Below are 23,850 nucleotides of genomic sequence, written 5' to 3' on the forward strand. Positions count from 1 at the left end.
CGCGCACGTGGACAGTGAAGTTCGGTTCGAGGTTCAGGGGCGGCTCGGGGTGATCGTGCTCGACCGCCCGCGCGTCATCAATGCGCTCTCGCACGAGATGGTGAACCGTATCCACGCGCAGCTCGTGGCGTGGGCCGACGACGACGCGATCGAGCGCGTCGCGCTCACGGGGGCCGGCGAGCGCGGCCTCTGCGCGGGCGGCGATGTCGTCGTGCTCTACGAGGACGCGACGAGCGGCGACGGGAGCGAGACCGCCTCGTTCCTCGCCGACGAGTACCGACTCGACGCCTACATCGCGCGCTACCCGAAGCCCTACGTGTCGCTCATGGACGGCATCGTGCTCGGCGGCGGCGTCGGCCTGTCGGCACACGCCGCGCACCGCCTCGTCACCGAGCGCTCGCGCGTCGGCATGCCCGAGACGCAGATCGGCTTCGTGACCGACGTGGGCGGCACCTGGCTGCTCGGTCGTGCACCGGGCGAGCTGGGCGTCCACGCGGGACTCACCGGCACGCTGCTCGGCCCGGGCGAGGCGATCGCGCTCGGCTTCGCCGACGTCCTCGTGCCGTCCCAGCGGCTTCCCGAACTCCTCGAACGCCTGGAGACGGAGGACGTCGCGTCGGTGCTCGGGGCGCTCGCGGAAGCCGCACCCGATGCCCCGCTCCTCGACGAGCGGCCGTGGATCGACGCGGTGTACGACGCGGACGACATCGCCGTGATCCTCGAACGCCTCGACGAACTCGACTCGGACGCGGCGCGCGATGCGGCGACCGCGCTGCGCGGCCGGTCGCCGTCGGCGCTCGCGGTCACGCTGCGCGCGATCCGGATCGCACGCGGCTTCGAGCGTCTCGAGGACGCCCTCGCGCAGGAGTACCGCGTCTGTCGCCGACTGCACGCGGCGCCCGACTTCGCCGAGGGCGTCCGGGCGCAGGTCGTCGACAAGGACAAGACGCCGCGCTGGCACCCCGCGACCGTGGCCGAACTCGACCCGGCGTGGCTCGACGGGGTGTTCGAAGTGGGTGACGACGAGCTGCGGTTCGACATCGGTCCCGGCACGTCTGGCATCATCACCGGGGAGCACGACGACGGCGACGAGGGAGCCCGCGAATGACGCAGTACGAGCACGTCCTGACCGAGACGCGGGGCCGCGTCGGCATCATCACGCTGCACCGGCCGAAGGCGCTCAACGCGCTCGACGAGGCCCTCATGAACGACGTCGTCGACGCGGCACGCGCGTTCGATGTCGACGCGGGCATCGGGGCGATCGTGCTCACGGGCTCGGAGCGCGCCTTCGCCGCGGGCGCCGACATCCGCGAGATGGCGGGCAAGTCGTTCGTCGACCTCACGACGCAGGGCATCTTCGGCCGCTGGGACGAGTTCACGGCGGTGCGCACGCCGATCGTCGCCGCCGTCGCGGGCTACGCGCTCGGTGGCGGGTGCGAGCTCGCGATGATGTGCGACTTCATCATCGCGGCCGACACGGCGACGTTCGGGCAGCCCGAGATCACGCTAGGCGTCATCCCCGGCATGGGCGGTTCCCAGCGACTCACGCGCGCGATCGGGAAGTCGAAGGCGATGGACCTCGTGCTCACGGGTCGTTCGATCGATGCCGAGGAGGCCGATCGGATCGGTCTCGTCGCGCGCGTCGTGCCCGCCGACGCGCTCCTCGACGAGGCGGTCGGCGCGGCCGAACGGATCGCCTCGATGTCGCTCCCCGTCGCGATCGCGGCGAAGGACGCCGTGAACACCGCCTTCGAGACGACCCTCGACGAGGGCCTGCGCACCGAGCGCCGCCTGTTCGCGGGCTGCTTCGCGCTCGACGACCGCGCCGAGGGCATGGCCGCCTTCAGCGAGAAGCGTCGGGCGAACTTCACGCACCGCTAGGCGAGGGCGTCACAGCTGACGGGCACGGGGTCCTCGACCTCCGAGGCGGGTTACGGGCGGAAGTCGTGGCGAAGCTCGCCGAGACACGCACGAAGAGCGCTTGAGTTTTGAGAATTGTCCCCGGGGCACATCGCTCCCCATCATCTCCAAACGCCCGATACACCCTGGCCATGTCCGATAGACGGCAAAGTCGGCTAATTGGCATTAGGCTCGGCTATATCCTCGACCGAAAAGTTGACTTCGGTCGAGCGGCGCTTGGCGATCACAATCTGAAGCTGCAAGTTCTCGATTTTTCTGCTGACGGCAGAGCTGGCGGTCGAGAATTGATCGGATACCTTCGCCTGGTTCTCGCGAACCGCTTTGTCCCACTCTGCGGGGGTTGGTGCAACTTGCGAGAGTAGATCTACCACCGCTCTGCGGACGGCCAGACATGCCACACTAATCTCAACGTCACCAAACTCTGACGCGATCAACTCCGTTTCTTTTATGTCCCGCACGAGCAGACGGGAAATGTTGGCGAGTCGGGTGGAGGGGGAAAAGCTGTCTATCTGCATGTCGCCGTCCGTGCGGCCAGTCAAGTATGGGAGCACGATTGGCCAAGCGTGCTCATGGTCTATGAGTCGCTTCGTTAGGGGGTCGAAGCGCGCTGCCTTGGCCTCGGCGTCACGCCGCCGGGCGGCGACCGCCTCACGCTCAGCTGCACGTTCCTCACGGGCAGTCTGCTCGGTCAGTGTTCTCCTAGTGACCAACATGGAGATTAGCCCCCCGATGAGCGCTCCGATCACCGTGCCCATCACTGGTAGGAAAGGCTGGAAGATCCCAACGATCGCGTCGAAGACATTGACCCAAGGAGGTAGGGTGGCGGCGAATCTGTTCACAGTGAGAACAATTCCACATCCGGCGCCAGGAAGTAGGAGGAGCGCACAAATGTCCGACCTGGCCTCAAGACGTCAGTCGGCGAAGTTGGTGACGATCTGACGCACAGCGACCGACGCGGCCGAGCGGAGTGGATCGCTTTTGGTGACGGGCTGGCCCGGGCGTCGCCGCTAGGGCGCGTTGCTAAAGGTGTGGGTGAGCCAGTGGAGGGTCGCGGCGAGGCAGAGGCCGGCGTGGTAGTGGCGGGCGGTCTTGTCTGAGCGCATCGCGATCCCGGCCCACTGCTTGAGCTTGTTGAAGCACCGCTCGACGACGTTGCGGCCTCTGTGGTGGACCCGCTGCTGGTCACCGAAGTCGATCGGCCGACCGCGGCGCTTGCGTCGGTGAGCGATCTGATCGTGAGGTTCAGGGATCGTCGTGGCGATCCCGCGCTCGCGCAGCCAGGCCCGGTTCGCTCTGGACGGGTAGCCCTTGTCCGCAAGCACCCGATCCGGCCGGGTCCGTGGCCTCCCTCTCGTGCCCGGGACGCGGATCTCGCTCAGCGTCGCGGTCAGCATGCTGGTGTCCGCCGCCTGCCCGGCGTGAGAATGAACGCGAGAGCACGTCCCTTTCCGTTGCAGACGAGGTGGTTCTTCGTTGTCAGCCCGCCGCGGGAGCGGCCGATCGCGTGATCGGGCGGCTCAGCGCCGAACTTCTTGTAGTTCGATAGAGCCCCCTGTGGTGCGGGGAAGTGTCGCGCCGTGCTGGTGCACACGCACGATCGTGGAGTCGATCGACGCGACCCAGTCCAGGTCCCCGGACTGCTGCGCGAGCGACTGGACCTTCTCCAGCACCCGCGCCCACACGCCCTGCTCGGGCCACCGGTTGAAGTTCTTGTAGATCGTGTTCCAGTTCCCGAACCGCTCCGGAACGTCCCGCCACGGAGCACCGGTGCGGAACCGCCACGCCGTCGCTTCGACCACAGTGCGCCGATCCACCGGCGGCCGTCCCGTCGACTTCGCCGTCGGGAACAGCGGACCGATCACAGCCTATGCTTCATCCGAGATCACATCACGCGACACGCGTACAAGACTCGCCCACGAAGCACCCGAAGGTGTTTAGCAACACGGCCTAGGGCGCTGTCCCGTCGCGCTCGGCGACGGTGGACGGGGCCTCGGCCGCGCGGCGGCGTTCGAGTTCGTCGAGCAGCAGCTCGACGCCCCAGCCGTACTCGTCGCCGAACGCGTAACCCGGCCGGAGCGCGACGCCCGTCACGAACTCGGCGAAGTGCGGGAACTCGGCGAGCGGCACGTTCGCGTCGATGTCGGCGGCGAGCGGGTCGAGGGCTTCGCCGTCCTCGAACGGCAGGCGCAACTCCTGCGCGACGAAGCCGAAGTGGTGGGCGTCGAGCAGCGCGAACGCGTGGGCCGTGAGAGCCAGCGAGCAGCCCGCGTTCCGGAGGCAGCCGATGACGGCGTCGTGGTGGGCGAGCGTCGCACGGCCGGGTGAGCGGCGGCTGTCGACGAGTTCGAGGCCCCACCGGTGCCGGAGCAGGGTGGTACGGATCGAATCCGCTCGTGCGTGCAGCTCCACCCGCCAGTCCCCGTCCGTGGACGGCAGGTGGAACCCTTCGAACACGCGATCGGTCATCGCATCGAGGATCGCCGCCTTGTTCGGCACGTGGTGGTAGATCGACATCGCCTCGACACCGAGCTGCGCCGCGAGGCGCCGCATCGAGACCGCCCGGAGTCCCTCCTCGTCGGCGAGCGCGACCGCTGCGTCGACGATGCGTGGGCGGGTGAGCGCGCTCGCGCCGTTCCGTGGGGCCATGCGTTGCCCTCCTTGGTGGGGGATGTGCGGACGTCCAAAATACCTTACGGTGTAAGCGAGCAGCGACTTACGCGGTAAGGCAAGCGGAACGGAGCGTGCGATGAGCGAGTACGTGGGCAGGGTGGGCGACGAGGCGGGCGTGGAGCGGGCACCGGGGTCCGTGGTTCCCGTAACGATGCGAGCCGTCGTTCGTCACGAGTACGGCACAGCGGACGTGCTCGTCGTGGACGAGGTTCCCGTGCCCCGACCGGGCCGCGGAGAGGTGCTCGTGCGGGTCGACGCCGCGGGGCTCGATCGCGGCGCGTGGCACCTCATGGCGGGCGACCCGCCCGCGGTCCGGCTCGCGCTCGGGTTGCGGCGGCCGCGCGATCCCGGCGTCGGTTCCGAGCTCGCGGGCGTCGTGGTCGCGATCGGTCCGGGTGACCGCTCCGGGCTCCGGATCGGTGACGTCGTTCTCGGCGCCGGGCTGGCCACGTTCGCCGAGTACGCGATCGCGAAGACGACCGCGCTGTGCCGACGCCCGAGCGACCTCGACGCCGTGGCGGCCGCGGCGCTCCCCGTCTCGGCCGTCACCGCGCATCAGGCGGTCGTCGACATCGCGCGCGTGACGGACGGGCAGCGCGTGCTCGTGATCGGGGCCGCCGGTGGCGTCGGCGCCTACGCCGTGCAGTTCGCGGCATCGTGCGGAGCGGTGGTCACCGCTGTGAGCAGGCGGGACAAGCACGCCGCCGTGCGCGACCTCGGCGCGAGCGCCGTCGTGGATCGTGAGCGGGTCGATCCGCGGGACTGGGGTGTGCACGACGTCGTGATCGACATCGGCGGGCGGCGTCCGCTCGCGCAACTCGGTCGGCTCGTGGCCCGCGCCGGCGCGCTCGTGCTCGTCGGCGGTGAGGGTGGCCGCGGGCCGCTCGGCGGGACCTCGCGTCAGGTCGGCGCGGCGCTCCGCTCGCCGTTCCTGCCGTTCCGTGCGCGCATGTTCGTCTCGACCGTGACGACGCGTGCGCTCGCGCCGGTCGTCGAGGCGGTGGCGGACGGTCGGGTGCGTCCGGTCGTGGATCGCGTCGTCGGGCTCGGCGATGTCGCGAGCGGTGTAAGTGCGCTCGAAGCTGGTTCGCTCGTCGGGAAGGTCGTCGTCGTGCCGGACGCGCCGACGGAAACTGCATGACGCGCCGCTCACAGGAAATCGTTCGAGGTTCGTGAACTTCGCGTGAGGTCGCGGCCCGTTCGGGCGTCGCCAGCTGGCGCCGCGCGAAGAACGGGCCGATGAGCCCGAATTTCTCGACCGATCGGTCGGGATATCCCGCTGGTCTCGTTCGCTGCGCGTGCAGGAATCCCGCGCTCATCGGCACCATCGTGCGACGGGTCGCCCTTTCAGAGGCGGTCGGGACTGCACTAGTGTGACCGAGTCGAACGCCGTCGTTCGATCCGATCAGACAAGGGAGTCCTGTTCGATGTCATCCAAGCAACACACGGGCACGGTGCACAGCACCCCGCGCGAACGCCGCAAGGTCGTCGCGGCGACCGTCATCGGTACCACGGTCGAGTGGTACGACTTCTTCATCTACGCGAACGCGGCGGCGCTCGTGTTCAACGAACTCTTCTTCAAGCCGCTGGGGCCAGACTCCGCGACCCTCGTGTCGTACCTCTCGATCGGCCTCTCGTTCCTGTTCCGTCCGCTCGGCGCGTTCCTCGCCGGTCACTTCGGCGACAAGATCGGCCGCAAGCCGATGCTCGTCATCACCCTGCTGCTCATGGGCGCCGCGACGACGCTCATCGGTGTCCTGCCCACGTTCGAGTCCGCGGGCGTCCTCGCGCCGATCCTCCTCATCTGCCTTCGCGTGCTCCAGGGCATCTCGGCCGGCGGCGAGTGGGGCGGCGCCGTGCTCATGGCCGTCGAGCACGCGCCGAAGGGTCGCCGCGGCGTGTACGGCATGTACCCGCAGCTCGGCGTGCCCCTCGGCATGATCCTCGCCGCGTCGATGCTCGCGATCATGTCGGCCGTCTCGGGTGACCAGTGGCTCGTGTGGGGCTGGCGCGTGCCGTTCCTGTTCTCGATCGTGCTCGTCGTCATCGGGTTCATCGTGCGTGCGAGCGTCGACGAGTCGCCCGTGTTCAAGGAGATCGCGAAGGCCGCCGAGACCGAGTCGGCGCCCATCGTCAAGGTCTTCGCTCGCCACTGGAAGCTCGTCATCCTCTGCGCGTTCCTGTTCGCCGCGAACAACGCCGCGGGCTACATGACGACCGGTGGGTTCCTCCAGGGCTACGCGACGAAGCCGCTCGAAGACGGCGGTGCGCTCGGCATGGATCGCACGCTCGTGCTCTGGCTCGTCGTCGGATCCGCGGCGGTGTGGTTCATCACGACGCTCATCTCGGGCTACCTGTGCGACGCGATCGGACGCAAGAAGACCTTCGTCATCGGGTGGCTCATGCAGCTCGTGGCCGTGTGGGTGCTCTTCCCGCTCGTGAACATGGGCGCCGAGAACCCCGTCATGTTCCTGCTCGGGGTCTCGATCCTCGCGATCCCGCTCGGCATCTGTTACGGGCCGATCTCGGTCTGGTACGCCGAGACGTTCCCCGCGTCGGTCCGCTTCTCGGGCGTCTCGATCTCGTACGCGATCGGTGCGATCGTCGGTGGCGCGTTCGCGCCCTTCATCGCCCAGTGGCTGCTGCAGTCGTTCGGCACGTGGGTCGCGGTCGCCGTGTACCTCATGGTCGTGACGCTGCTGAGCCTCACGGCGACGCTCCTGCTGCGGGATCGGACGAACATCCCGCTCGACCACACGTTCGAGGACTCCGGCCAGTGGGCCTCGTGGGAGGCGGGCGACGACGTCAGGGAGTCGTCCGAGATCGCCGCGCCCGCGCGGTGATCGGGCGTGCGCTGACGGGCCCGCGCTGATCGGCCGGTGCTGATCCGCCCGCGCTGATCGGCCCGCACCGACGACGAGAGGCCTCGGTTCCCACCGAGGCCTCTCGTCGTCGGGTCATGCGCGCCGCCGCACGTGCACCTCAGTCGTCGCCGGCCCAGGGCATCGCGCCGTCGGGGCCCGTCGGTGCGAGCGGGATGACGACGATGGGGCGGTTCTGGCGGTGGGAGAGGCGCATCGCGACGGAGCCGTTGACGAACTCGCGCAGCGTCTCGCGGACGCCGGGCTCGCGCGTGCCGACGATGACCATCGACGCGTCGAGCCGCTCCGCGAGCGCGTCGAGCTCGATCGCGGGATCGCCCGCGAGCGCGCGCGTCGTCCACGTCACGCCGCTCGAATCGAGCACCTCGTGGCAGAGCGTGAGCTGATCGGGATCGAAGACGACCTCGTCGACGTCGACGAACGTCGTGTCGCTCACGACGCCGAGCACGGTCCCGTCGGGGCGCTCCTCGACGGTGCGCCTGTGCGGGTCGACCGATGCGATGACGAGATCCGCGTCGAAGCGGCGCGCGAAGACGATCGCGGCGGCGACCACGCGCTTGGTGCTCGCAGGTACGACGCCGACGACGATGTGGTGACGATCGGTGGACATCTCGACTCCTTCGGGGTGTGTCGAATCCCTCGTTCTCATCCTGGCCCTGTGCGCTGTGAAACGCGACGGGCCGCGCGTGTCGGCCGGAGGGGCGTCCGCTCGGCTCGCTCAGCGCCGCACGGTGTGGAGCAGGATGCGCGCCCACGCCCAGGCGACGAACGCCGCTCCGACCCCGCGGACGATGCTGCCGAACACCACGAGACCGAGCGTCGGCGCGCCGATGTGCGGGATGTCGCCGTTCGCCGCGGACGGCATCGGTTCCCCCGGAGTGGCCTCGGGTCCGGTCCAGGTCCATCCGAAGGCTCCGGGGACGCCCCACGAGAACTCGAAGCCGCTCGACGCTGCCGTGCCGACGAGGACCGTGGCCGTCCCCAGCGCGAGGAGGATCGCATCGGTCGTCGAGCGCGTGATGACGCCGGCGGTCGCGGCGCGGATGATCGTCGCGTCGTCGGTCTCGGTCCCGTGTGCGCCGAGTGCACGTCGCAGCGCGATCAGCATCGCGAGGAAGACGACGAGTGCGCCGCCGAGCGTGGCAGCGCTCACGACGGCGACGTGCGAGACGACCGGTGTCGTCACGCTGACGCAGGGCCCGTCCGTCCGGCACGGCCCGCCGAGGGTGATCGCGACGACGACGAGCGAGACGACCCACAGCACGAACGTGAGCACGACCGCCCAGAACGTCGGGGTGATCTGTCCCGAGGCCGCGGCCGCCCGCCACGAGGCGCGATCGGCGGCGGGCGTGGTGGGCAGTGCGGTGGTCTGTGTCGCGAGCGCCCCGAGCTGCAGGACGAGCGGTGCGAGCGGGACGGCGAGGAGCAGGGCGTCGATACCGCGCACGGCGAGTTCCGTGGTCCGCACATCGGGCGAGGTGAGCACGATGCCCGTGCCGATCAGGCGCGCGGCGAGGCACACGAACCAGACGAGGACGAGGAGCACGACGACGAAGCGCTGGCGCCGGAGGACACGACTGTACGACGTCGCGCGATCGGGGGCCGGGCCGACGCCGATGCGTCGTCGTCGGCGGACGACGAGCCACGTGCCGATGAGGAGTCCGACGAGCGTTGCGACGAGGAGATCCAGTCGATCGATCCAGGTCGGCCACACGCTGATGCTCAACATGCCCCACGAGGCGCCATGGCCGCTCCTTCCCCGCCCACATCGTAGTGGCCGCGCGGAACGTCGCCGGGGTGTCGCGATCGCCACTCCGGCGCGTCGGCGGGCGCCGACCGGCGAGCACGAACCGTGTGCGTGACCTGCGGACGATCGGTGGGATCGGGTGGCGTCCGTCGGCACGCGCGGCGGCCGGGCGCGGCGTTCAGGCGTCGGTGTTCGACGCCCGATCCACCGCGAGTCCGCGTACGAACGTGTCCACGAGCCACGCCCGGTGGTCGGGCAGGATCGTCGTGATGTGCTCGGGGAGCGGGCGGCTGAGTGATGCGATCGCGACGACGAGCGACGCGGCATCCACGTCGGGGGAGAGGAGGTCGGCCGCCCGCGCTCGCTCGAGCACGGGGGCGAGCCGCGTCTCACGCCCGAGTTGCCTGAGCGTCGCGGCGGCAGTGACCGTCTCCGAGGCCGCGAACGGGGCGATCTGTTCCGCGAGGGCACCGATCTCGAGGGCGGCGACCTCCTGGATCGTCGAACGCCAGGCGCTCGCGGGGTCGTCCGCCCATTCCGCCTCGTGGCGGTCGACGACCTCGTCGATGCGCGCCCACGCCTCGTCGACGACGCCGAGCACGAGGTCGTCGCGCGTGGGGAAGTGGCGGTACAGCGTGGCGATCCCGACGCCCGCGTCCTGCGCGACCGTCCGGAGCGAGAACGCGGTCCCGCGTTCGGCGATGGCTCGGCGCCCCGCCTCGATCAGCTCCTGCCTGTTCGCTCGAGCGTCCGCGCGCATGTCCGCCGTCCCTCCGTGGCCTCGTCCGTGTCGTGTGTTCTTGCACCAGTGTAACCGGAGCAGTATGCTCCCTTTGGTTTCGGCGCACTTCGCTCCGTTTGTATCGGATCGGGAGTCCCCATGACCGCCACGCCGTCCGGCGCGAACAGTTCGCGCCGCCGCATCGTCCTCCTGCTGATCGGCATCCCGATCGGCCTCGCGCTCCTCGTGCCCGCGATGGTCTTCGCATTCATCGCGCCGGCCATCGGATCCGGCCCGTCGAACCTGCCGATCGCCGTCAGCGGCCCCGCGCCCGTCGTCGAACAGCTCACCGCGACGCTCGACACCGCCCAGCCCGACGCGTTCGAGTTCCGCACCCTCGACTCCGCCGACGCCGTTCGGGAATCCGTGTTCGACCGCGAGACGGTCGGCGGCATCAGCTTCGGCGCCGACGGTGCGGTCACCGTGACCGTCGCGAGCGCCGCCGGCACCCCGTACGCGACCCTGCTCAACGGGGTGGCCGCCTCGCTTCGACAGACGGGCGCGACCGTGACGGTCGACGACGTCGCACCCCTCGGGGTCGACGACCCGGCCGGCGCCGGGCTCGCGGCGCTCGGCCTGCCGCTCGCGTTCGGCGGCATCATCTCGGCCGTGCTCCTCGCGACGCAATTGCGCGGCCGCCCGTGGCTCAAGCTGCTCGGTTCCCTCGCCGCCTCGCTCACGGTCGGCTTCGCCGTCACCGCGGTGCTGCAGTTCGGGTTCGGCACGCTCGACGGGAACTACGGGCTCACCGCGCTCTCGCTCTCGCTCGGTGTCGCCGCGATCTCGCTGTTCGTACTCGGCCTCGAATCGGTGCTCGGGTTCGCGGGGCTCGGCATCGGTGCCGTCACGATGATGTTCCTCGGCAACCCGCTCGCGGGCATGGCGACGGGGTGGCAGTGGCTCCCGGCGCCGTGGGGTGCCATCGGTCAGGCGCTGCCCATCGGCGCGTCAGGCACACTCGTGCGATCGACGGCGTTCTTCGACGGGCACGGAGCAGGGACGCCCGTCCTCGTCCTGCTCGCGTGGGTCGCGGCGGGCATCGTGCTCGTCGGCGTCGCGGCACTCCGCGACCGTCGACGCCGCGACGCCCTGCGCGCACCGACGACCCGGGACGTTCCCGTCACCGCTTGAGGTCGGGGAAGTCCTCCTCGCGCCACTCCGTCGCGATCCGCTCGCCCGCGCCCGCCGCGTCGACCTCGCGCTGCCGGAGTTCGACGCGGCGGATCTTGCCCGAGGCCGTCTTCGGCAGCTCGAAGAACTCGATGCGCCGCACGCGCATGTACGGCGGGAGCGCGGTGCGTGCGTGCCGGAGCACGGCCTCGGCCGTCGCCGCGTCGGCCTCGACGCCGGCCGCGAGTGCGACGTACGCCTTCGTGATGTTGAGTCGCGTCTCGTCGGGCGCGCCCACCACGGCGGCCTCCGCGACGAACGCGTGCTCGACGAGTGCGCTCTCGACCTCGAACGGCGACACCTTGAAGTCGGACGACTTGAAGATGTCGTCGGTGCGGCCGACGAACGTGAGGCACCCGTCCTCGTCGACCGTCGCGACATCGCCCGTGTGGAAGTAGCCGTCGCGGAACGCACGTGCCGTCGAGGCGGGGTTCTTCACGTAGCCGGTCATGAGGTTGAGCGGCCACGACGTGCGCAGGTCGAGGCAGATCTCGCCCTCGGCCGCCGGCTCGCCCGTGAGCGGGTCGACGATCACGACGTCCACGCCCGGCAGCGGGCGGCCCATCGCGCCGGGCGTGACGGCGTCCCCGGGCGCGTTCGCGATGAGTGCGGTCGTCTCGGTCTGCCCGTAGCCGTCGCGGATCTCGAGGCCCCACCACTCGCGGATGCGCGCGATGACCTCGGGGTTGAGCGGCTCGCCTGCCGAGATCACCTCGCGCAGCGCCGAGGGGCGCTCGGTCAGGTGGTGCTGGATGAGCATGCGCCACACGGTCGGCGGTGCGCAGAACGACGCGACCTGCGCACGTTCGAGCTCGTGCACGAGGCGGTCCGCGTCGAACTTCGCGTAGTTCAGCACGAACACGGTCGCGCCGACGTGCCACGGTGCGAAGAACGCGCTCCACGCGTGCTTGCCCCAGCCGGGGGAGGAGATGACGAGGTGCGTGTCGCCCGGCCGTACCCCGATCCAGTACATCGTCGTGAGGTGCCCGACGGGGTACGAGGCGTTGCTGTGTTCGACGATCTTGGGCTTCGACGTCGTGCCGGACGTGAAGTAGATGAGCGCCGGGTCGCTCGTTCGCACGTCCGCCTCGACGGGCGTGTCGGGCTCCACCTCGGCGTCGACGACGGAGGTCCAGCCCGCGGGCGACTCGGTGATCGCGGCGTTCGTCGTCGCGGGAACCGTGAGGCCGATATAGCGGCCCGTCACGTCGGCGAACTTCGCGGCGTCGACGGGCTCGGCGATGACGCAGCGCACGTCCGCGCGGTCCACGCGGTCCTGCAGCTCGCCGTCACCGAGCACGACCGAGGTCGGGAGGACGACGGCCCCGAGCTTCATGACCGCGAGCATCGCGACCCACAGCTCGACGCGGTTCGGCAGCATGAGCATGACGACGTCGCCGCGCGTGACGCCGAGGGCGCGCAGGCGGTGGGCGAGCCGGTTCGAGCGTCGGCGCAGGTCGTCGAAGGTGTACTTCGCCTCGGACCCGTCGTCCTCGACGATCCAGAGCGCGACCTCGTGATTGCCGTCGGCGATGCCGTCGAACCAGTCGCGCGCCCACACGAAGTGGTCGCCGACGTCGGGCCACTCGAAGTCGGATCGGGCGGCCGCCGAGTCGGCGCCGTTCTCGAGCAGGAAGTCGCGTGCCCGTCGGAAGGCTTCGGCGCCGTGCGTCAACGTCATGGAGGCATTCTGCCCTGTTCGGCCCGATGAGCCGAACGGCGCGCGCTCATCGGCCCGGCCGATCGGGTGTCCGGAGACACCTGATGGAGCACGCCGCCTGCGCGACCGAGACTGACAGGACAACGCCGCCCGACGACATGGAGGTCTCATGGCAAAGATCGTTCTCGTCCTCTACCCGGACCCGAAGACGGGCTACCCGCCCGTCGCGGCCCGCGACTCGCTTCCCGTGATCGAGCAGTATCCCAACGGGCAGAGCCTGCCGACGCCCGAGGCGATCGATTTCAAGCCGGGCGAACTGCTCGGCTCGGTCTCGGACGAGCTCGGCCTCCGCGCGTTCCTCGAGGCGGCAGGGCACGAACTCGTCGTGACGAGCGACAAGGACGGCCCCGACTCGGCGTTCGAGCGCGAGCTCGCCGATGCGGACGTCGTCATCTCGCAGCCCTTCTGGCCGGCGTACCTGACATGCGAGCGCATCGCGAAGGCACCGAACCTCAAGCTCGCCGTGACGGCCGGGATCGGCAGCGACCACGTCGACCTCGACGCAGCGATCGAGCGGGACATCACGGTCGCCGAGGTGACCTACAGCAACAGCATCGGCGTCGCGGAGCACACCGTGCTGCAGGTGCTCGCGCTCGTCCGCGACTTCGTCCCCCAGCACCGCATCGTGCTCGAGGGCGGCTGGGACATCGCCGACGCGGTCTCGCGCTCCTACGATCTCGAGGGCATGGACGTGGGCGTCTTCGCGGCCGGACGCATCGGTCGCGCGGTCATCGAACGTCTCGCACCCTTCGGCGTGCACCTGCACTACACCGATCGCCATCGTCTGCCCGCCGAGTACGAGGAGAAGTACGGGCTGACCTTCCACGAGGACATCCGCTCGCTCGTGACGGAGATCGACGTCCTGACGGTGCACGCACCGCTCACGGCCGAGACGACGGGGCTCATCGACGACGAGCTGTTGGCGACGATGCGACGCGGCGCGTACATCGTCAACCCGGCCCGGGCGGCGATCGCCGACCGCGACGCGATCGTCCGCGCGCTCGAGAGCGGCCAGCTCGCCGGGTACGCGGGTGACGTCTGGTTCCCGCAGCCCGCCCCCGCGGACCACCCCTGGCGCACGATGCCCCACCACGCCATGACGCCGCACACGTCTGGCACCTCGCTCCCCTCGCAGGCCCGATACGCGGCGGGGACGCGCGAGATCCTTGAGGACTTCTTCGCGGGGCGCCCGATCCGTCCGGAGTACCTCATCGTCCTCGAGCTCGGGGTGCCGCTCGTCCGGCGCGGCCGGAGCTTCGAGGGGCTGACGCCCGAGGGGGAGGCCGTGCTCGCGCGGGCCCGCCGCATGCTCGACGAGCACCGGTCGCTGCGGGACGAGGTCGATCGCGCTCGCGACCGGCTCGCGACGACCGTCCGCATCGGTGTCATCCCCGCCGGACTCGTCCCGGCGGCGGATCTCGTCTCCAGGCTCGCGCTGCGTCATCCGCTCGTGCGGGTCGGCCTCCGCACGGGCATGACGAGCGAGGAGATCGTCGTCCGGCTCCACCGGTACGAACTCGACGCGGGGCTCATCCACCCCTCGGCGGCCGATCACGATGATCTGCACGTGGTGCCCGTCCACGAGGACCGCATCGTCGCCGTCGCGGGAGCCCACTCGACGAGCGAGGTCCCGCTCGACGGCGGGAGCGTGACGCCGTCGCAGCTTCGCGAGCTGGGCCTCGCGATGCTCGACCCCGGCATGCGTGCTCGTCAGGTGATCGACGACGCACTCCGCGCCGCGGGGGAATCGCTCACCCCGCGGTTCGAGGCCGATTCCATCGAGGGGCTGCTCGCCCTCGTCCGACAGGGCCCGTGGGTGGCGCTCGTGCCGGAATCGACGGCGCGGTCGTCGGCGGGGTTGCGCACCGCGGCCCTCATCGAGCCCGACGTCGCGATCCCGGTCGTGCTCGCCCGGCTCGCGGACGAACCGCGTTCCCCGGTCGCCTCGGCCATCGACGAGGCGGCCGCCCACGACGACCCCGGCCGCGCACGCCGCCGGGAGTGAAAGGAGGGGGCATGGTCCCCGTCGACCTGCTCCGCAGGACGCAGCCACCGCTGCCCTGGTCCACGATCGTCGCCGCCGGCATCGGTGCCGCGGTCACGATCGCCGTCCTCGGTGCCCTCACCGATCTGACGAGCGTGCCGCTGCTCGCGGCGGCCTTCGGCTCGTCGTGCGTCCTCGTGTTCGCGTTCCCCGACGCACCCTTCTCGCGGCCGCTCAACGTCGTCGGCGGTCACGTCGTCTCGGCGGCGAGCGGACTCGCGGTCGGATCGTTCCTCCCGCCGGGCTGGTGGAGCATGGGACTCGCCGTCGGGCTCGCGGTCGTCGCGATGACCGCGCTCCGCGTCACCCACCCACCGGCCGGTGGGGTGCCGATCGTGATCCTCACGGCGCACGCCACGTGGTCGTACCTCGTGACGCCGGTGCTCGCCGGTGCGGTGCTCGTCGTCGCGCTCGGGCTCGTCCACGCGGCCGTGATGCGTCGCGTGCGCCGCGCCGGGCGAGGCGCGGACGCGGGCGACACGGCGGCGTCGAGCCGGTCCGCGAGGCCGACCCGGGGCGTGCGCGAGCGTTCGTGACCGTGACCGTGACCAGGGTCGCTCGCGAGGCGCCGGTCGGACCGGTTTCGACGTCCGTCGTGCGCCGCGCCGTCGCCGCTCAGGACGCGGCGGCGTCGAGGCGCTCGCCGAGGACGACCCCGAATCTGCCCGAGAGATCGTGCCCGATGCCGACGGGGAAGCTCGTGCCCGTCGGGAACCCCGCGCCCGTGTACCAGACACTGCCGGCCTCGGCCTCGACGAGGCCGCTGTACGGGTCGCCGTCCGGGGAGCCGAGATCGTCCTGACCGGCGTACCAGAACATGGGGAACTCGGCGCGCATCGGCTCGGGGAAGTCGACGGTGTCGTCCGTGGGCGGCCCGCCGCCGCCGAAGAGCACCGCGCCGCCGCCGCCGATGTCGTCCGCGACCTCGGGGAGGAGGTTCTGCGTGACGAACTGCGCGCCACCCGAGTAGCCGACGAGCCAGATGTCGTCCGTGTCGATCGGGTAGCTCGCCTCGAGCTCGCCGAGGAACTCGTGGACGAACAGCGCGTTCTCTGCGCCTCGATCACCCCACCACACGTCGGAGTCGTGATCGGGCGTGCTGACGGCCACCACGAGGTAGCCGCGCGCGGTGCCCTGCGCGACGATCCCGGTCCCGCCGGCCAGGAAGCCCGGGTCGTCGTCGGGGTCGAGCTCGCTCGCGCCGTCGCCGTGGAAGACGAGCACGACACCCGTGGGGTGCTCGGGACTCGCTCCGGGCGGCTCGGCGACGAGGTAGCCCGCGGTGTCGCCGTCGCTCGCGGTGAAGTCCGCTCGCGTGATCGGTGCGCGCGCCGCGATGCCTGGGACGTCCTCGGCCGTTCCGTCGTCGACGGTCACCGAGGACGGCTCCACCCCGTGGAGGGAGCAGGCCGTGAGCCCGAGCGTCGTCGCGAGCACGCAGCTCGCGAGGGCGAGAGCGAGGGTACCACGCGACGGCGCCCGACCGGGACGGCGGCGCTCAGGCACTCGTGCCGCCCATCGATCCCGGACGCTCGCGAAGGCGGACCATGACCGAGTCGACCGTCGCGACGACCCGTCCGGCCGGAGCGTCGTCGCCGGTCCCGGCGTCTTCCCGCACCTCGTCCGCCGCGCCGCGCGCGCGGACGACCGTCTCGAACACGCGCCGTCGCGCGCTCGGTGCCTCCACGAGCGTGCAGCTCGCCTCGAGGACGTCGTCGATGTGTGCCGGGCCGCGGAAGTGGATCTCGCTCGTGACCGTCACCCAGGCCGACTCCTCGTCGAGCGTGTTCGCGCCGATACCGGTGGCACTGTCGGCGAGCGTGAACGTCACGCCGCCGTGGCAGATGCCGAGCCCGTTGACGTCGTCGGGCCCGACGCGCTGCTCGACGACGATGCGCTCCTCGTCGAGCGTCGTGACCGACATGCCGAGCGAGACGGTGCGGTGGTCCTCCGTGAGGATGCGTTCGAGGCGCTGACGTCGGAACGCGGCCGGACGGCGTGCCGCGTGGACGGCCGCGGTGTGGACGGGATGCTCCTGGGCGACGGGATCGGTCACGCCGGGCCTCGTGTTCGGCATCGCGTCGTTCCTCTCGTTCGCGCCGCCGGGGTGCGCGTGCAGCGGGTCGCCCCCGGGGTCCGTCGCTCGCGGGGCGATCGACGCACTCGCCGATTGTAGGCTCGTGTCGCGCCCGGCCGGGCGCCGGTGTCGGCGAGGAAGGTGACCATGCCACGTCCCCAGCGTCCGAGACGGACCGTCCTCGCCGTGCCGGGGTCGAGTCGTCGCATGCTCGAGAAGGCTCCCGGGCTCGACGTCGACGCCGTCTTCCTCGACCTCGAGGACGCGGTCGCACCCGACGCGAAGGCCGGTGCACGTGACCTCGTCGTCGCGGCGCTGCACGAGGGCGACTGGTCGGGGAAGGCCGTCACGGTGCGCGTCAACGACGCGACACGGCCGGGTGCGCACCGCGACGTCGTGGAGATCGTGTCGCGGGCGGGGGACCGCATCGACGCGATCATGCTGCCGAAGGTCGAGCACATCGCCCACGTGCACTGGATCGACGTGCTGCTCGGGCAGCTCGAACGCGAACACGATCTCGAGCCCGGTCGGATCGGCCTCGAACTCATCATCGAGGGGCCTCGGGGGCTCGCCGACGTGCAGCGCATCGCGGCGGCGTCCCCGCGGCTCGACACGCTCGTGTACGGTCCGGGCGATTTCACGTCGGCCATGCGCATCCCGACCCTCACGGTCGGCGACACGTCGATCGGTGGCCACGACCCGATCGACCCCGTGTTCTCGCAGCTCGCCGTCGCGGCGCGGGCGAACGACGCGCAGGTGATCGACGGACCGTACGCGGGGATCCACGACTTCGACGGCCTGCGTCGCGCGGCCGAGCACACGCGGGCGTTCGGCTTCGACGGCAAGTGGGTGTTGCACCCCGCCCAGATCGAGGTCGTGAACGAGGTGTTCACGCCCGACCCGGCGGCGGTCGAGCGGGCCGAGCGCATCCTGGCGGCGTACGCCCACCACACGTCCGCCGCCGGTGGCACGCGGGGCGCGGTGCTGTTCGAGGGCGAGATGATCGACGAGGCGACGCATCGGATGGCGCGCACGATCGCGGCGGCGGGGCACCGCGCCGGTCTCGGCCGCGGTCGTGACGACGACGGTGACGGCGCGGGAGCCTGACTCGCGCGTCAGGCGGCGGGCGATGCCGCCTCGTCGTCCGCGAGGTCGGTGCGGCGACCGTGCGCCTGGGCGGCGAATCGGCCCGGGGTCGTACCGAAGCGCTCGGCGAAGGCGGCCACGAAGCTCGACGTCCGCAGGTAGCCGACGCGCTGCGCGACGAGCGCGACGCGTTCACCCCGGACGAGGAGGTCGGCGGCCGCGTGCAGGCGAGCGCGCGCCCGCCAGCGTCGGAACGTCGTCCCCGTCTCGCGCGCGAAGAGCCGTTCGAGGGTCTTCGTGCTCACGGACTGCAGCGCCGCCCAATCGCCGAGTTCGCGCGTGTCGGCCGGGTCGTCGAGGAGCGCCCGCGCGATCACGGCGATGCGCGGGTCGTTCGGGACGGCCGACACGAACGGACGATCGACCGCGCCGTCGAGCAGGTGCACGAGCAGGCCGTGACCGAGCCGGATGCGTTCGAGCTCGCGCGGCCCCTCCGCGAGGTGGCTCATGATCGCCGTGAGCAGGGGCTCCGTCTCGACGGCGCGCGGGGCGCCCCAGCGTCGGGCCGCGGGACGCAGGGCGGTCGGCAGGTAGACGGAGACGAGCACCGAACGCGTCGGGAAGGTCATGTCGTGGAGGGTTCCCGCGGGGATCCACACGATGCAGTCACGATCGAGCAGCCATGTCTCGTCGCGCACCCCGAGCCGACCCGAACCGCTCGACACCCACGCGAGCTGATCGTGTTCGTGGAAGTGGGTCGCGAAGAACGAGCCGGCGGGCATGGACGACAGGTCGCTGAGCACATCGTCGAATGTCTGTTCGTCGACAGTGCGAGGGTCCACATCGACCGAGTCGAGCAGGCGACCCTGTTCAACCGACATCGCGGTGTCTTTCCCTCAACATCCGTGTCGCCTCACGATGATAGCGAACGAGGTAAGGCGAGGCTAAGTTCATGGTCCCACGATGACTCGGGCCACGTCGAGTCGCGCGCGCGGTTCCGTGCGCACGACCGGCCCGTCACCGAACCACGGAGAACCTCGCATGCCCTTCGCCATCACGCACGGACCGTCGGGGGTGCTCGTTCGACTCGCGGCCGCCGGCGCGGCCATCGCGCTCGCGGTCGCCGGCCTGACCGCCTGCAGCACCGACGCCGCCGTCCAGGACAACCCGAACGACACGACCGAGCCGAGCGACGCGTTCCCGATCACGATCGACAACGCCTTCGGGCAGGCCGTCATCGAGTCGGAGCCGCAGCGCATCGTCGTCGTCGGGCTCACGGAACAGGACGTGCTGCTCGAGCTCGGCGTCGTGCCGATCGCGACGACGGAGTGGTACGGCGAGCAGCCGTACGCCGTGTGGCCGTGGGCCACCGAGCTGCTGCGCGGTGCCGAACCCGTCGTGCTCGATCAGACCGAGGGCCCGCAGTTCGAGAAGATCGCCTCGCTCGAGCCCGACCTCACCGTCGGCACGAACGCCGGCCTCGACCAGGAGACGTACGACAAGCTGAGCGAGATCGCGCCCACCGTCTCGACGGTCGACGGGGAGGAACGCTACTTCTCCGACTGGCGTGCGCGGACGCGCCAGATCGCGAAGGCCGTCGGCCGCAGCGCCGAGGGTGAGCAGCTCATCGCCGGTGTCGACGAGGCGTATGCCGCGGCCGCCGCCGCACACCCCGAGTTCGCGGGAAAGACCGCGAGCTTCTCCCAGGGCTCGCCGTGGGAGGGGGCCCTCTACGTCTACCCGGACGGCGTCAACACCGACTTCCTCACCGACCTCGGGTTCACGATGACGCAGGGGCTCGAGTCCTACGCCGACATGCCCGGTGAACAGGCCGATCTGTCGGCCGAGAACGTCGGGCTCATCGACGCCGACGTCATCGTCTTCGCGACCGAGAAAGAGGAGGACATCCAGTCCCTCATGGACTTCGGGACCCTCTCGCAGCTCGACGCCGTGACGAACGGCCGCGCCGTCTACACGGACGGTACGCTCGCGGGTGCCGTCTACTTCATGACGCCGCTCAGCCAGAAGTACGTGCTCGAGCACCTCGTGCCCCGGCTCGTCGACGCGGTCGACGGGAAGGCGCCGCAGACGACCGAGGTCTGAGCCTCGGCGAGCACCACGGCGGCCACCCGACGTGGGCGCACGAGGAGACGGGTGCGCGCCCGGGAAAGGAACCGGGCACCATGACGCTGGAGGACACGGCGCGTGGGCCCGCGTTCCTGCACGCGCCCGGGACACCGATCGAGCTGCGATCGCTGCGCGTCGAGCCGGGCACGACCCCGCGACGATTCGCGCTGCGGGCCATGTTCGCGGCCCGTCGGTACACGATCCCGGCCGCGGTGCTCGTCATCTGTCACCAGCTGGGCGAGGCGCTCGTGCCCGTCATCATGGGGCTCGCGATCGACCGGGCGATCGCGACGGGCGATCCGGTGCAGCTCGTGCTCTGGATCGCCCTGCTCGCACTCGACTTCGCCGTGCTCTCGTACAGCTATCGACTCGGCTCACGACTCGAGACGATCGGTGCGGAGGCCGTCGGGCACGGGCTCCGCTCGCTGCTCAGCGCCCGGCTGCTCGACCGTGGCGGCGTCCAGGGCGCGGCCGCGCGGCCGGGTGTCGGGCTCTCGCTCGCGACGTCCGATGCCTCACGGCTCGCGAGCGTCGTCATCGTCGGCGTCTACCCACTCGGCGACCTCGCGGCGATCGCGTTCGGCGGGATCGTGCTGCTCACGCTCTCCTGGCCGCTCGGACTCGCAGTGCTCGTCGGCGCGCCCGTCGTGCTGTGGCTCGCCGACCGGGTCGGCGAGCGCTTGCGCGCGCGAAGCGTGACCGAGCAGGCCGCCGGTGCCGACGCCGCGGCGCAGGCCGCCGACGTGCTCGCGGGCTATCGCGTCGTGCGCGGGCTCGGCGCCGAGCGGGAGGCCGTCCGGCGCTACCGCCGCGCGAGTCGAACCGCACTCGCGGGCACGCTCGATGCGCGACGCGCGGAGGGGGCGTTCGTCGGCGTCATGGGCTTCGCGACGGGCCTGCTCATCGTCGCCGTCGCGATCGGGGCGGGGCTCGTGGCACTCCGCGGCGGCCTGCAACTCGGTGAGTTCATCACGGTCATCGGCCTCACGCAGTTCCTCCTGTCGCCGATGCGCCAGGTGGCGACCTTCACGGGGCCCATCTGGGCGGCGGGACGTGCCTCGGCCGCGCGCCTGCTCGACGTGCTCGACCCCGGGACGGACGCGGCCGTCCGGGAGGAGGACGACACCTCGTCCGGAGCCGCACACGCCCACGACGCCGCCGCAGCGGCAGTGCTCGCCGTTGCCACGCCGGGCATGATCGTCGCGGCCGAACTCGACGGTGCGGATGCGCGGGCGCTCGTGCACGCGCTCACGCGCCGTGCGGCGGCGAACGCCGCCGGGGACGGTGCGCGCTCCCCGTTGCTCGTCGCACCGCACCGCGCACATCTGTTCTCGGGCACGGTGCGCGAGAACGTCGCACTCGACGGCACCGATGCGGCGGCCGTCGAGCGGGCCCTCGCGGACGCGGGCTGCGGCGATCTGCGCGATGTGCTCGCCGACGGCTACGACTCGCAGGTCGGGGAGGGCGGCGGTGCGCTGTCGGGCGGGCAGTGGCAGCGCGTCGCGCTCGCCCGGGCGCTCGCGGTCGCGCCCGACGTGCTCGTGCTCCACGACCCGACGACGGCCGTCGACGCGGTCACCGAGGCGGGGATCGCGACCCCGCTCCGAGCCGCCCGGAGCGAGGGGGCGACGATCGTCGTGACGCGATCGCCCGCCCTGCTCGCGGTCGCCGACCGCGTGGTGGATGCCGCCGCGATCGGTCTCGCGGGCGCCGACACCGAGGCGCGGTCCGACACGGAGGACGACACGCACACCCACGAGGACGGGACGGGGATCGGGGCATGAGCGCAACACACGAACGGCTACCGGTCGCCGACGGGCGGACGGTGTGGCGTGAGGTGCGCCGTTCGCTCGGCGGCCGCACCTGGATGCTCGTCGGTCTCGTCGGTCTCGTCGCCGTCGTCCTCGTCGCGGCCGGTGCCGGCGTCGTCGTCCCGCTCGCACTCGGCTCGATGGTCGACGTGATCGCCGCGGGCGGCGACGACGCGACACCGATCCTCGTGCTCGCCGCGTTCATGGCGGGCGCGGGGCTCCTGGGTGCCACGGCCGACGGGCTCGCGGTGGTCCTCGGCGCACGCATGTTCGAGACGGTGCTCGCCGATCTGCGCGAGCGCGTCGTGGCAGGCGTGTTCGCACTCCCGCAATCGCGCGTCGAGCGCGCCGGGCAGGGCGATGTCGTCTCGCGTGCGACCGACGACGTCTCGCAGATCGGCGATGCCGTCCCCGAGGTCGTGCCCGCGCTCACGGGGTCCCTCTTCAGCATCGTCGTCACGGCCGTCGGCATGGCGGTCGTCGACCCGCGGTACCTGCTCGTCCTCGTGCTCATCGTCCCCGTGCACGTGCTCGCGGTGCGCTGGTACGGCCGCACCGCCCCGCCCGTGTACCTCGCCGAGCGAGCGGCGTTCGCCGACCGCGCCGCCGCGCTGCTCGACGCCCTGCACGGCGTCGAGACGGTGCACGCGTTCGGGCTCGGCGGTCGTCACCTGCGACGCATCGCGGCGGCGTCGTGGGTCGTCGCCCGCTGGGGCGTCCGCGCGCAGATCGTCCGCAACACGTTCTTCGCCCGACTCAACGTCGCCGAGTTCCTCGGGATGGGGGGCCTGCTCGTGATCGGGTTCTGGCTCGTCACGACGGGACAGGGCACGATCGGTGGCGTCACGGCCACGATGCTCCTCTTCCTGCGCCTGTTCGGGCCCATCAACCTCCTGCTCTTCGTGCTCGACCAGGTGCAGTCGGCGCTCGCCTCGCTCGCGAGGATCGTCGGCGTGATCGACGCCGCCCCGGACACGAATGCATCTACGTCAGGGCCCGCCGAATCGACCGCGCCCGTCGAGCCGTCCCCGACCGTCGAGCGCGCAGCGCAGCCCTCCCCGCTCGGCTTCGATGCCGTCCGGTACGCGTACGTGCCCGGCCGGTACGCCGTCGACGGGATCGATCTGCACGTGCACGAGGGCGAGACCGTCGCCGTCGTCGGGGCCTCCGGTGCGGGCAAGAGCACCCTCGCCGCGCTCGCGGCGGGTGTGCACGAGAGCGACGAGGGAACGGTCGTGCGGCCGGCGCGGGGCGGCGACCTCGTCCTCGTGACGCAGGAGGTGCACGTCTTCGACGGGACGCTCCGCGACAACCTGCGGTTCGGGAGCCCGGACGCGAGCGACGACGAGATCCGCGCCGCCCTCGCCCGCATCGGCGGGACCGGCGCGGAGGAGGCGTTCGACGACGGCCTCGACGCGCGGCTCGGCGCCGCAGGACGGACGCCCGGGGCCGCGCTCGCGCAACTCATCGCGCTCGCGCGGGTCGAGCTCGCGGATCCGCGCATCGTCGTGCTCGACGAGGCGACGGCCGAGGCGGGCTCCGACGACGCGATCCGGCTCGACGAGGCCGCGCGGCTGCTCGTCCGCGAGCGGACGGCGCTCGTCGTCGCCCACAGGCTCAGCCAGGCGGCGAGCGCCGACCGCGTCGCCGTGCTCGAGCACGGCCGGATCGTCGAGCTCGGGAGCCACGACGAGCTGCTCGGCCGCGGCGGGGTGTACGCCACGCTCTGGGCGGCCTGGCGCGAGGGCCGCGAGCACTGATCGCACCCGCGCGGGTGGCGGTGGGACACGATCGGACGGCGCAGGAGTAGCTTCG

Annotated in this window: 22 protein-coding genes; 11 read left to right on the plus strand and 11 right to left on the minus strand. The window is 71.3% G+C overall.

Annotated elements, in window-relative coordinates:
* The first annotated feature begins 7 nt into the window (after positions 1-7).
* Positions 8-1,108 (plus strand): enoyl-CoA hydratase/isomerase family protein, encoded by a 1,101-nt coding sequence (locus HNR16_RS00370; RefSeq protein ID WP_225737942.1) that lies wholly within the window; start codon positions 8-10, stop codon positions 1,106-1,108.
* Complete coding sequence (locus HNR16_RS00375) at positions 1,105-1,881, plus strand: enoyl-CoA hydratase (protein WP_158041536.1); 777 nt, start codon at positions 1,105-1,107, stop codon at positions 1,879-1,881. The genes HNR16_RS00370 and HNR16_RS00375 overlap by 4 nt, the downstream gene beginning before the upstream one ends.
* A gap of 194 nt (positions 1,882-2,075) precedes the next feature.
* Here the strand turns inward: HNR16_RS00375 and HNR16_RS00380 are convergent, their stop codons facing one another.
* From HNR16_RS00380 to HNR16_RS00390, 4 genes are all read right to left on the minus strand, one after another.
* Positions 2,076-2,759, minus strand: coding sequence for a hypothetical protein (locus tag HNR16_RS00380; protein ID WP_158041535.1), 684 nt, complete (start codon positions 2,757-2,759; stop codon positions 2,076-2,078).
* 168 nt (positions 2,760-2,927) lie between these two features.
* The gene (locus tag HNR16_RS18515; protein ID WP_263971463.1) at positions 2,928-3,377 is read right to left on the minus strand and encodes a transposase; all 450 of its coding nucleotides are present in this window, start codon (positions 3,375-3,377) and stop codon (positions 2,928-2,930) included.
* A 60-nt stretch (positions 3,378-3,437) separates the two neighbouring features.
* Positions 3,438-3,782, minus strand: a complete 345-nt coding sequence (locus HNR16_RS18520) for a transposase (RefSeq protein WP_263971462.1) — start codon at positions 3,780-3,782, stop codon at positions 3,438-3,440.
* 85 nt (positions 3,783-3,867) lie between these two features.
* Positions 3,868-4,566, minus strand: coding sequence for a TetR/AcrR family transcriptional regulator C-terminal domain-containing protein (locus tag HNR16_RS00390; RefSeq protein ID WP_158041534.1), 699 nt, complete (start codon positions 4,564-4,566; stop codon positions 3,868-3,870).
* A 100-nt stretch (positions 4,567-4,666) separates the two neighbouring features.
* On the opposite strand from HNR16_RS00390, the gene HNR16_RS00395 reads away from it, so the two are divergent.
* Positions 4,667-5,731 carry a zinc-binding dehydrogenase gene (locus HNR16_RS00395; protein ID WP_218868346.1) on the plus strand — a complete coding sequence of 355 codons (1,065 nt, stop codon included), beginning with the start codon at positions 4,667-4,669 and terminating at the stop codon, positions 5,729-5,731.
* A 286-nt stretch (positions 5,732-6,017) separates the two neighbouring features.
* A complete protein-coding gene (locus tag HNR16_RS00400; protein WP_158041533.1) occupies positions 6,018-7,433 on the plus strand; it encodes an MFS transporter in 1,416 nt (471 codons plus the stop codon).
* Positions 7,434-7,572: 139 nt separating this feature from the next.
* Here HNR16_RS00400 and HNR16_RS00405 read toward each other — a convergent pair whose 3' ends face one another.
* The 3 genes from HNR16_RS00405 to HNR16_RS00415 all read right to left on the minus strand — a co-directional run bounded on the left by HNR16_RS00405 (position 7,573) and on the right by HNR16_RS00415 (position 9,979).
* On the minus strand, positions 7,573-8,082 hold the full coding sequence (locus HNR16_RS00405) for a universal stress protein (RefSeq protein ID WP_179558025.1): 510 nt from the start codon (positions 8,080-8,082) through the stop codon (positions 7,573-7,575).
* A gap of 108 nt (positions 8,083-8,190) precedes the next feature.
* Positions 8,191-9,201 carry a hypothetical protein gene (locus HNR16_RS00410; protein ID WP_158041531.1) on the minus strand — a complete coding sequence of 337 codons (1,011 nt, stop codon included), beginning with the start codon at positions 9,199-9,201 and terminating at the stop codon, positions 8,191-8,193.
* Between the two features lie 196 nt (positions 9,202-9,397).
* Positions 9,398-9,979, minus strand: coding sequence for a TetR/AcrR family transcriptional regulator (locus HNR16_RS00415; protein WP_158041530.1), 582 nt, complete (start codon positions 9,977-9,979; stop codon positions 9,398-9,400).
* Positions 9,980-10,099: 120 nt separating this feature from the next.
* On the opposite strand from HNR16_RS00415, the gene HNR16_RS00420 reads away from it, so the two are divergent.
* Positions 10,100-11,131: an ABC transporter permease gene (locus HNR16_RS00420; protein ID WP_158041529.1), complete on the plus strand. Its 1,032-nt coding sequence runs from the start codon at positions 10,100-10,102 to the stop codon at positions 11,129-11,131.
* Here the strand turns inward: HNR16_RS00420 and HNR16_RS00425 are convergent.
* A complete protein-coding gene (locus HNR16_RS00425) occupies positions 11,121-12,851 on the minus strand; it encodes an AMP-binding protein (protein ID WP_158041528.1) in 1,731 nt (576 codons plus the stop codon). The genes HNR16_RS00420 and HNR16_RS00425 overlap by 11 nt on opposite strands.
* 148 nt (positions 12,852-12,999) lie before the next feature.
* On the opposite strand from HNR16_RS00425, the gene HNR16_RS00430 reads away from it, so the two are divergent.
* Entirely contained in the window at positions 13,000-14,895 is a 1,896-nt protein-coding gene (locus tag HNR16_RS00430) for an NAD-dependent formate dehydrogenase (protein WP_158041527.1), read from the plus strand.
* Positions 14,896-14,906: 11 nt separating this feature from the next.
* Positions 14,907-15,470, plus strand: a complete 564-nt coding sequence (locus tag HNR16_RS00435) for an HPP family protein (protein WP_158041526.1) — start codon at positions 14,907-14,909, stop codon at positions 15,468-15,470.
* 79 nt (positions 15,471-15,549) lie between these two features.
* Here the strand turns inward: HNR16_RS00435 and HNR16_RS00440 are convergent, their stop codons facing one another.
* On the minus strand, positions 15,550-16,311 hold the full coding sequence (locus HNR16_RS00440) for an alpha/beta hydrolase (RefSeq protein ID WP_158041525.1): 762 nt from the start codon (positions 16,309-16,311) through the stop codon (positions 15,550-15,552).
* A gap of 121 nt (positions 16,312-16,432) precedes the next feature.
* Complete coding sequence (locus HNR16_RS00445; RefSeq protein ID WP_158041524.1) at positions 16,433-17,011, minus strand: PaaI family thioesterase; 579 nt, start codon at positions 17,009-17,011, stop codon at positions 16,433-16,435.
* Positions 17,012-17,158: 147 nt separating this feature from the next.
* Here HNR16_RS00445 and HNR16_RS00450 point away from each other — a divergent pair, with 147 nt between their 5' ends.
* The gene (locus HNR16_RS00450) at positions 17,159-18,118 is read left to right on the plus strand and encodes an HpcH/HpaI aldolase/citrate lyase family protein (protein WP_158041523.1); all 960 of its coding nucleotides are present in this window, start codon (positions 17,159-17,161) and stop codon (positions 18,116-18,118) included.
* An 8-nt stretch (positions 18,119-18,126) separates the two neighbouring features.
* Here HNR16_RS00450 and HNR16_RS00455 read toward each other — a convergent pair whose 3' ends face one another.
* Complete coding sequence (locus HNR16_RS00455; RefSeq protein WP_158041522.1) at positions 18,127-18,978, minus strand: AraC family transcriptional regulator; 852 nt, start codon at positions 18,976-18,978, stop codon at positions 18,127-18,129.
* 160 nt (positions 18,979-19,138) lie between these two features.
* On the opposite strand from HNR16_RS00455, the gene HNR16_RS00460 reads away from it, so the two are divergent.
* The 3 genes from HNR16_RS00460 (at position 19,139) to HNR16_RS00470 (ending at position 23,795) form a co-directional block, all read left to right on the plus strand.
* Positions 19,139-20,200, plus strand: a complete 1,062-nt coding sequence (locus tag HNR16_RS00460; RefSeq protein ID WP_158041521.1) for an ABC transporter substrate-binding protein — start codon at positions 19,139-19,141, stop codon at positions 20,198-20,200.
* An 80-nt stretch (positions 20,201-20,280) separates the two neighbouring features.
* Positions 20,281-22,008, plus strand: coding sequence for an ABC transporter transmembrane domain-containing protein (locus HNR16_RS00465; protein WP_158041520.1), 1,728 nt, complete (start codon positions 20,281-20,283; stop codon positions 22,006-22,008).
* Positions 22,005-23,795: an ABC transporter ATP-binding protein gene (locus HNR16_RS00470; protein WP_158041519.1), complete on the plus strand. Its 1,791-nt coding sequence runs from the start codon at positions 22,005-22,007 to the stop codon at positions 23,793-23,795. Before HNR16_RS00465 ends, HNR16_RS00470 begins: the two co-directional genes overlap by 4 nt.
* The last annotated feature ends 55 nt before the right edge of the window (positions 23,796-23,850 follow it).

The organism is Pseudoclavibacter chungangensis, assembly GCF_013410545.1.
Lineage (GTDB): Bacteria > Actinomycetota > Actinomycetes > Actinomycetales > Microbacteriaceae > Pseudoclavibacter > Pseudoclavibacter chungangensis.

Bases quoted from the DNA above. Each gene is read 5' to 3' on its own strand.
- HNR16_RS00390 (WP_158041534.1), bottom strand. From the start codon at position 4,566: ATGGCCCCACGGAACGGCGCGAGCGCGCTCACCCGCCCACGCATCGTC.
- HNR16_RS00410 (WP_158041531.1), bottom strand. From the start codon at position 9,201: ATGTTGAGCATCAGCGTGTGGCCGACCTGGATCGATCGACTGGATCTC.
- HNR16_RS00450 (WP_158041523.1), top strand. From the start codon at position 17,159: ATGCCACGTCCCCAGCGTCCGAGACGGACCGTCCTCGCCGTGCCGGGG.
- HNR16_RS00395 (WP_218868346.1), top strand. From the start codon at position 4,667: ATGAGCGAGTACGTGGGCAGGGTGGGCGACGAGGCGGGCGTGGAGCGG.
- HNR16_RS00435 (WP_158041526.1), top strand. From the start codon at position 14,907: ATGGTCCCCGTCGACCTGCTCCGCAGGACGCAGCCACCGCTGCCCTGG.
- HNR16_RS00400 (WP_158041533.1), top strand. From the start codon at position 6,018: ATGTCATCCAAGCAACACACGGGCACGGTGCACAGCACCCCGCGCGAA.
- HNR16_RS00430 (WP_158041527.1), top strand. From the start codon at position 13,000: ATGGCAAAGATCGTTCTCGTCCTCTACCCGGACCCGAAGACGGGCTAC.
- HNR16_RS00465 (WP_158041520.1), top strand. From the start codon at position 20,281: ATGACGCTGGAGGACACGGCGCGTGGGCCCGCGTTCCTGCACGCGCCC.
- HNR16_RS00405 (WP_179558025.1), bottom strand. From the start codon at position 8,082: ATGTCCACCGATCGTCACCACATCGTCGTCGGCGTCGTACCTGCGAGC.
- HNR16_RS00460 (WP_158041521.1), top strand. From the start codon at position 19,139: ATGCCCTTCGCCATCACGCACGGACCGTCGGGGGTGCTCGTTCGACTC.
- HNR16_RS00375 (WP_158041536.1), top strand. From the start codon at position 1,105: ATGACGCAGTACGAGCACGTCCTGACCGAGACGCGGGGCCGCGTCGGC.
- HNR16_RS00420 (WP_158041529.1), top strand. From the start codon at position 10,100: ATGACCGCCACGCCGTCCGGCGCGAACAGTTCGCGCCGCCGCATCGTC.
- HNR16_RS00425 (WP_158041528.1), bottom strand. From the start codon at position 12,851: ATGACGTTGACGCACGGCGCCGAAGCCTTCCGACGGGCACGCGACTTC.
- HNR16_RS00445 (WP_158041524.1), bottom strand. From the start codon at position 17,011: ATGCCGAACACGAGGCCCGGCGTGACCGATCCCGTCGCCCAGGAGCAT.
- HNR16_RS00470 (WP_158041519.1), top strand. From the start codon at position 22,005: ATGAGCGCAACACACGAACGGCTACCGGTCGCCGACGGGCGGACGGTG.
- HNR16_RS00415 (WP_158041530.1), bottom strand. From the start codon at position 9,979: ATGCGCGCGGACGCTCGAGCGAACAGGCAGGAGCTGATCGAGGCGGGG.
- HNR16_RS00455 (WP_158041522.1), bottom strand. From the start codon at position 18,978: ATGTCGGTTGAACAGGGTCGCCTGCTCGACTCGGTCGATGTGGACCCT.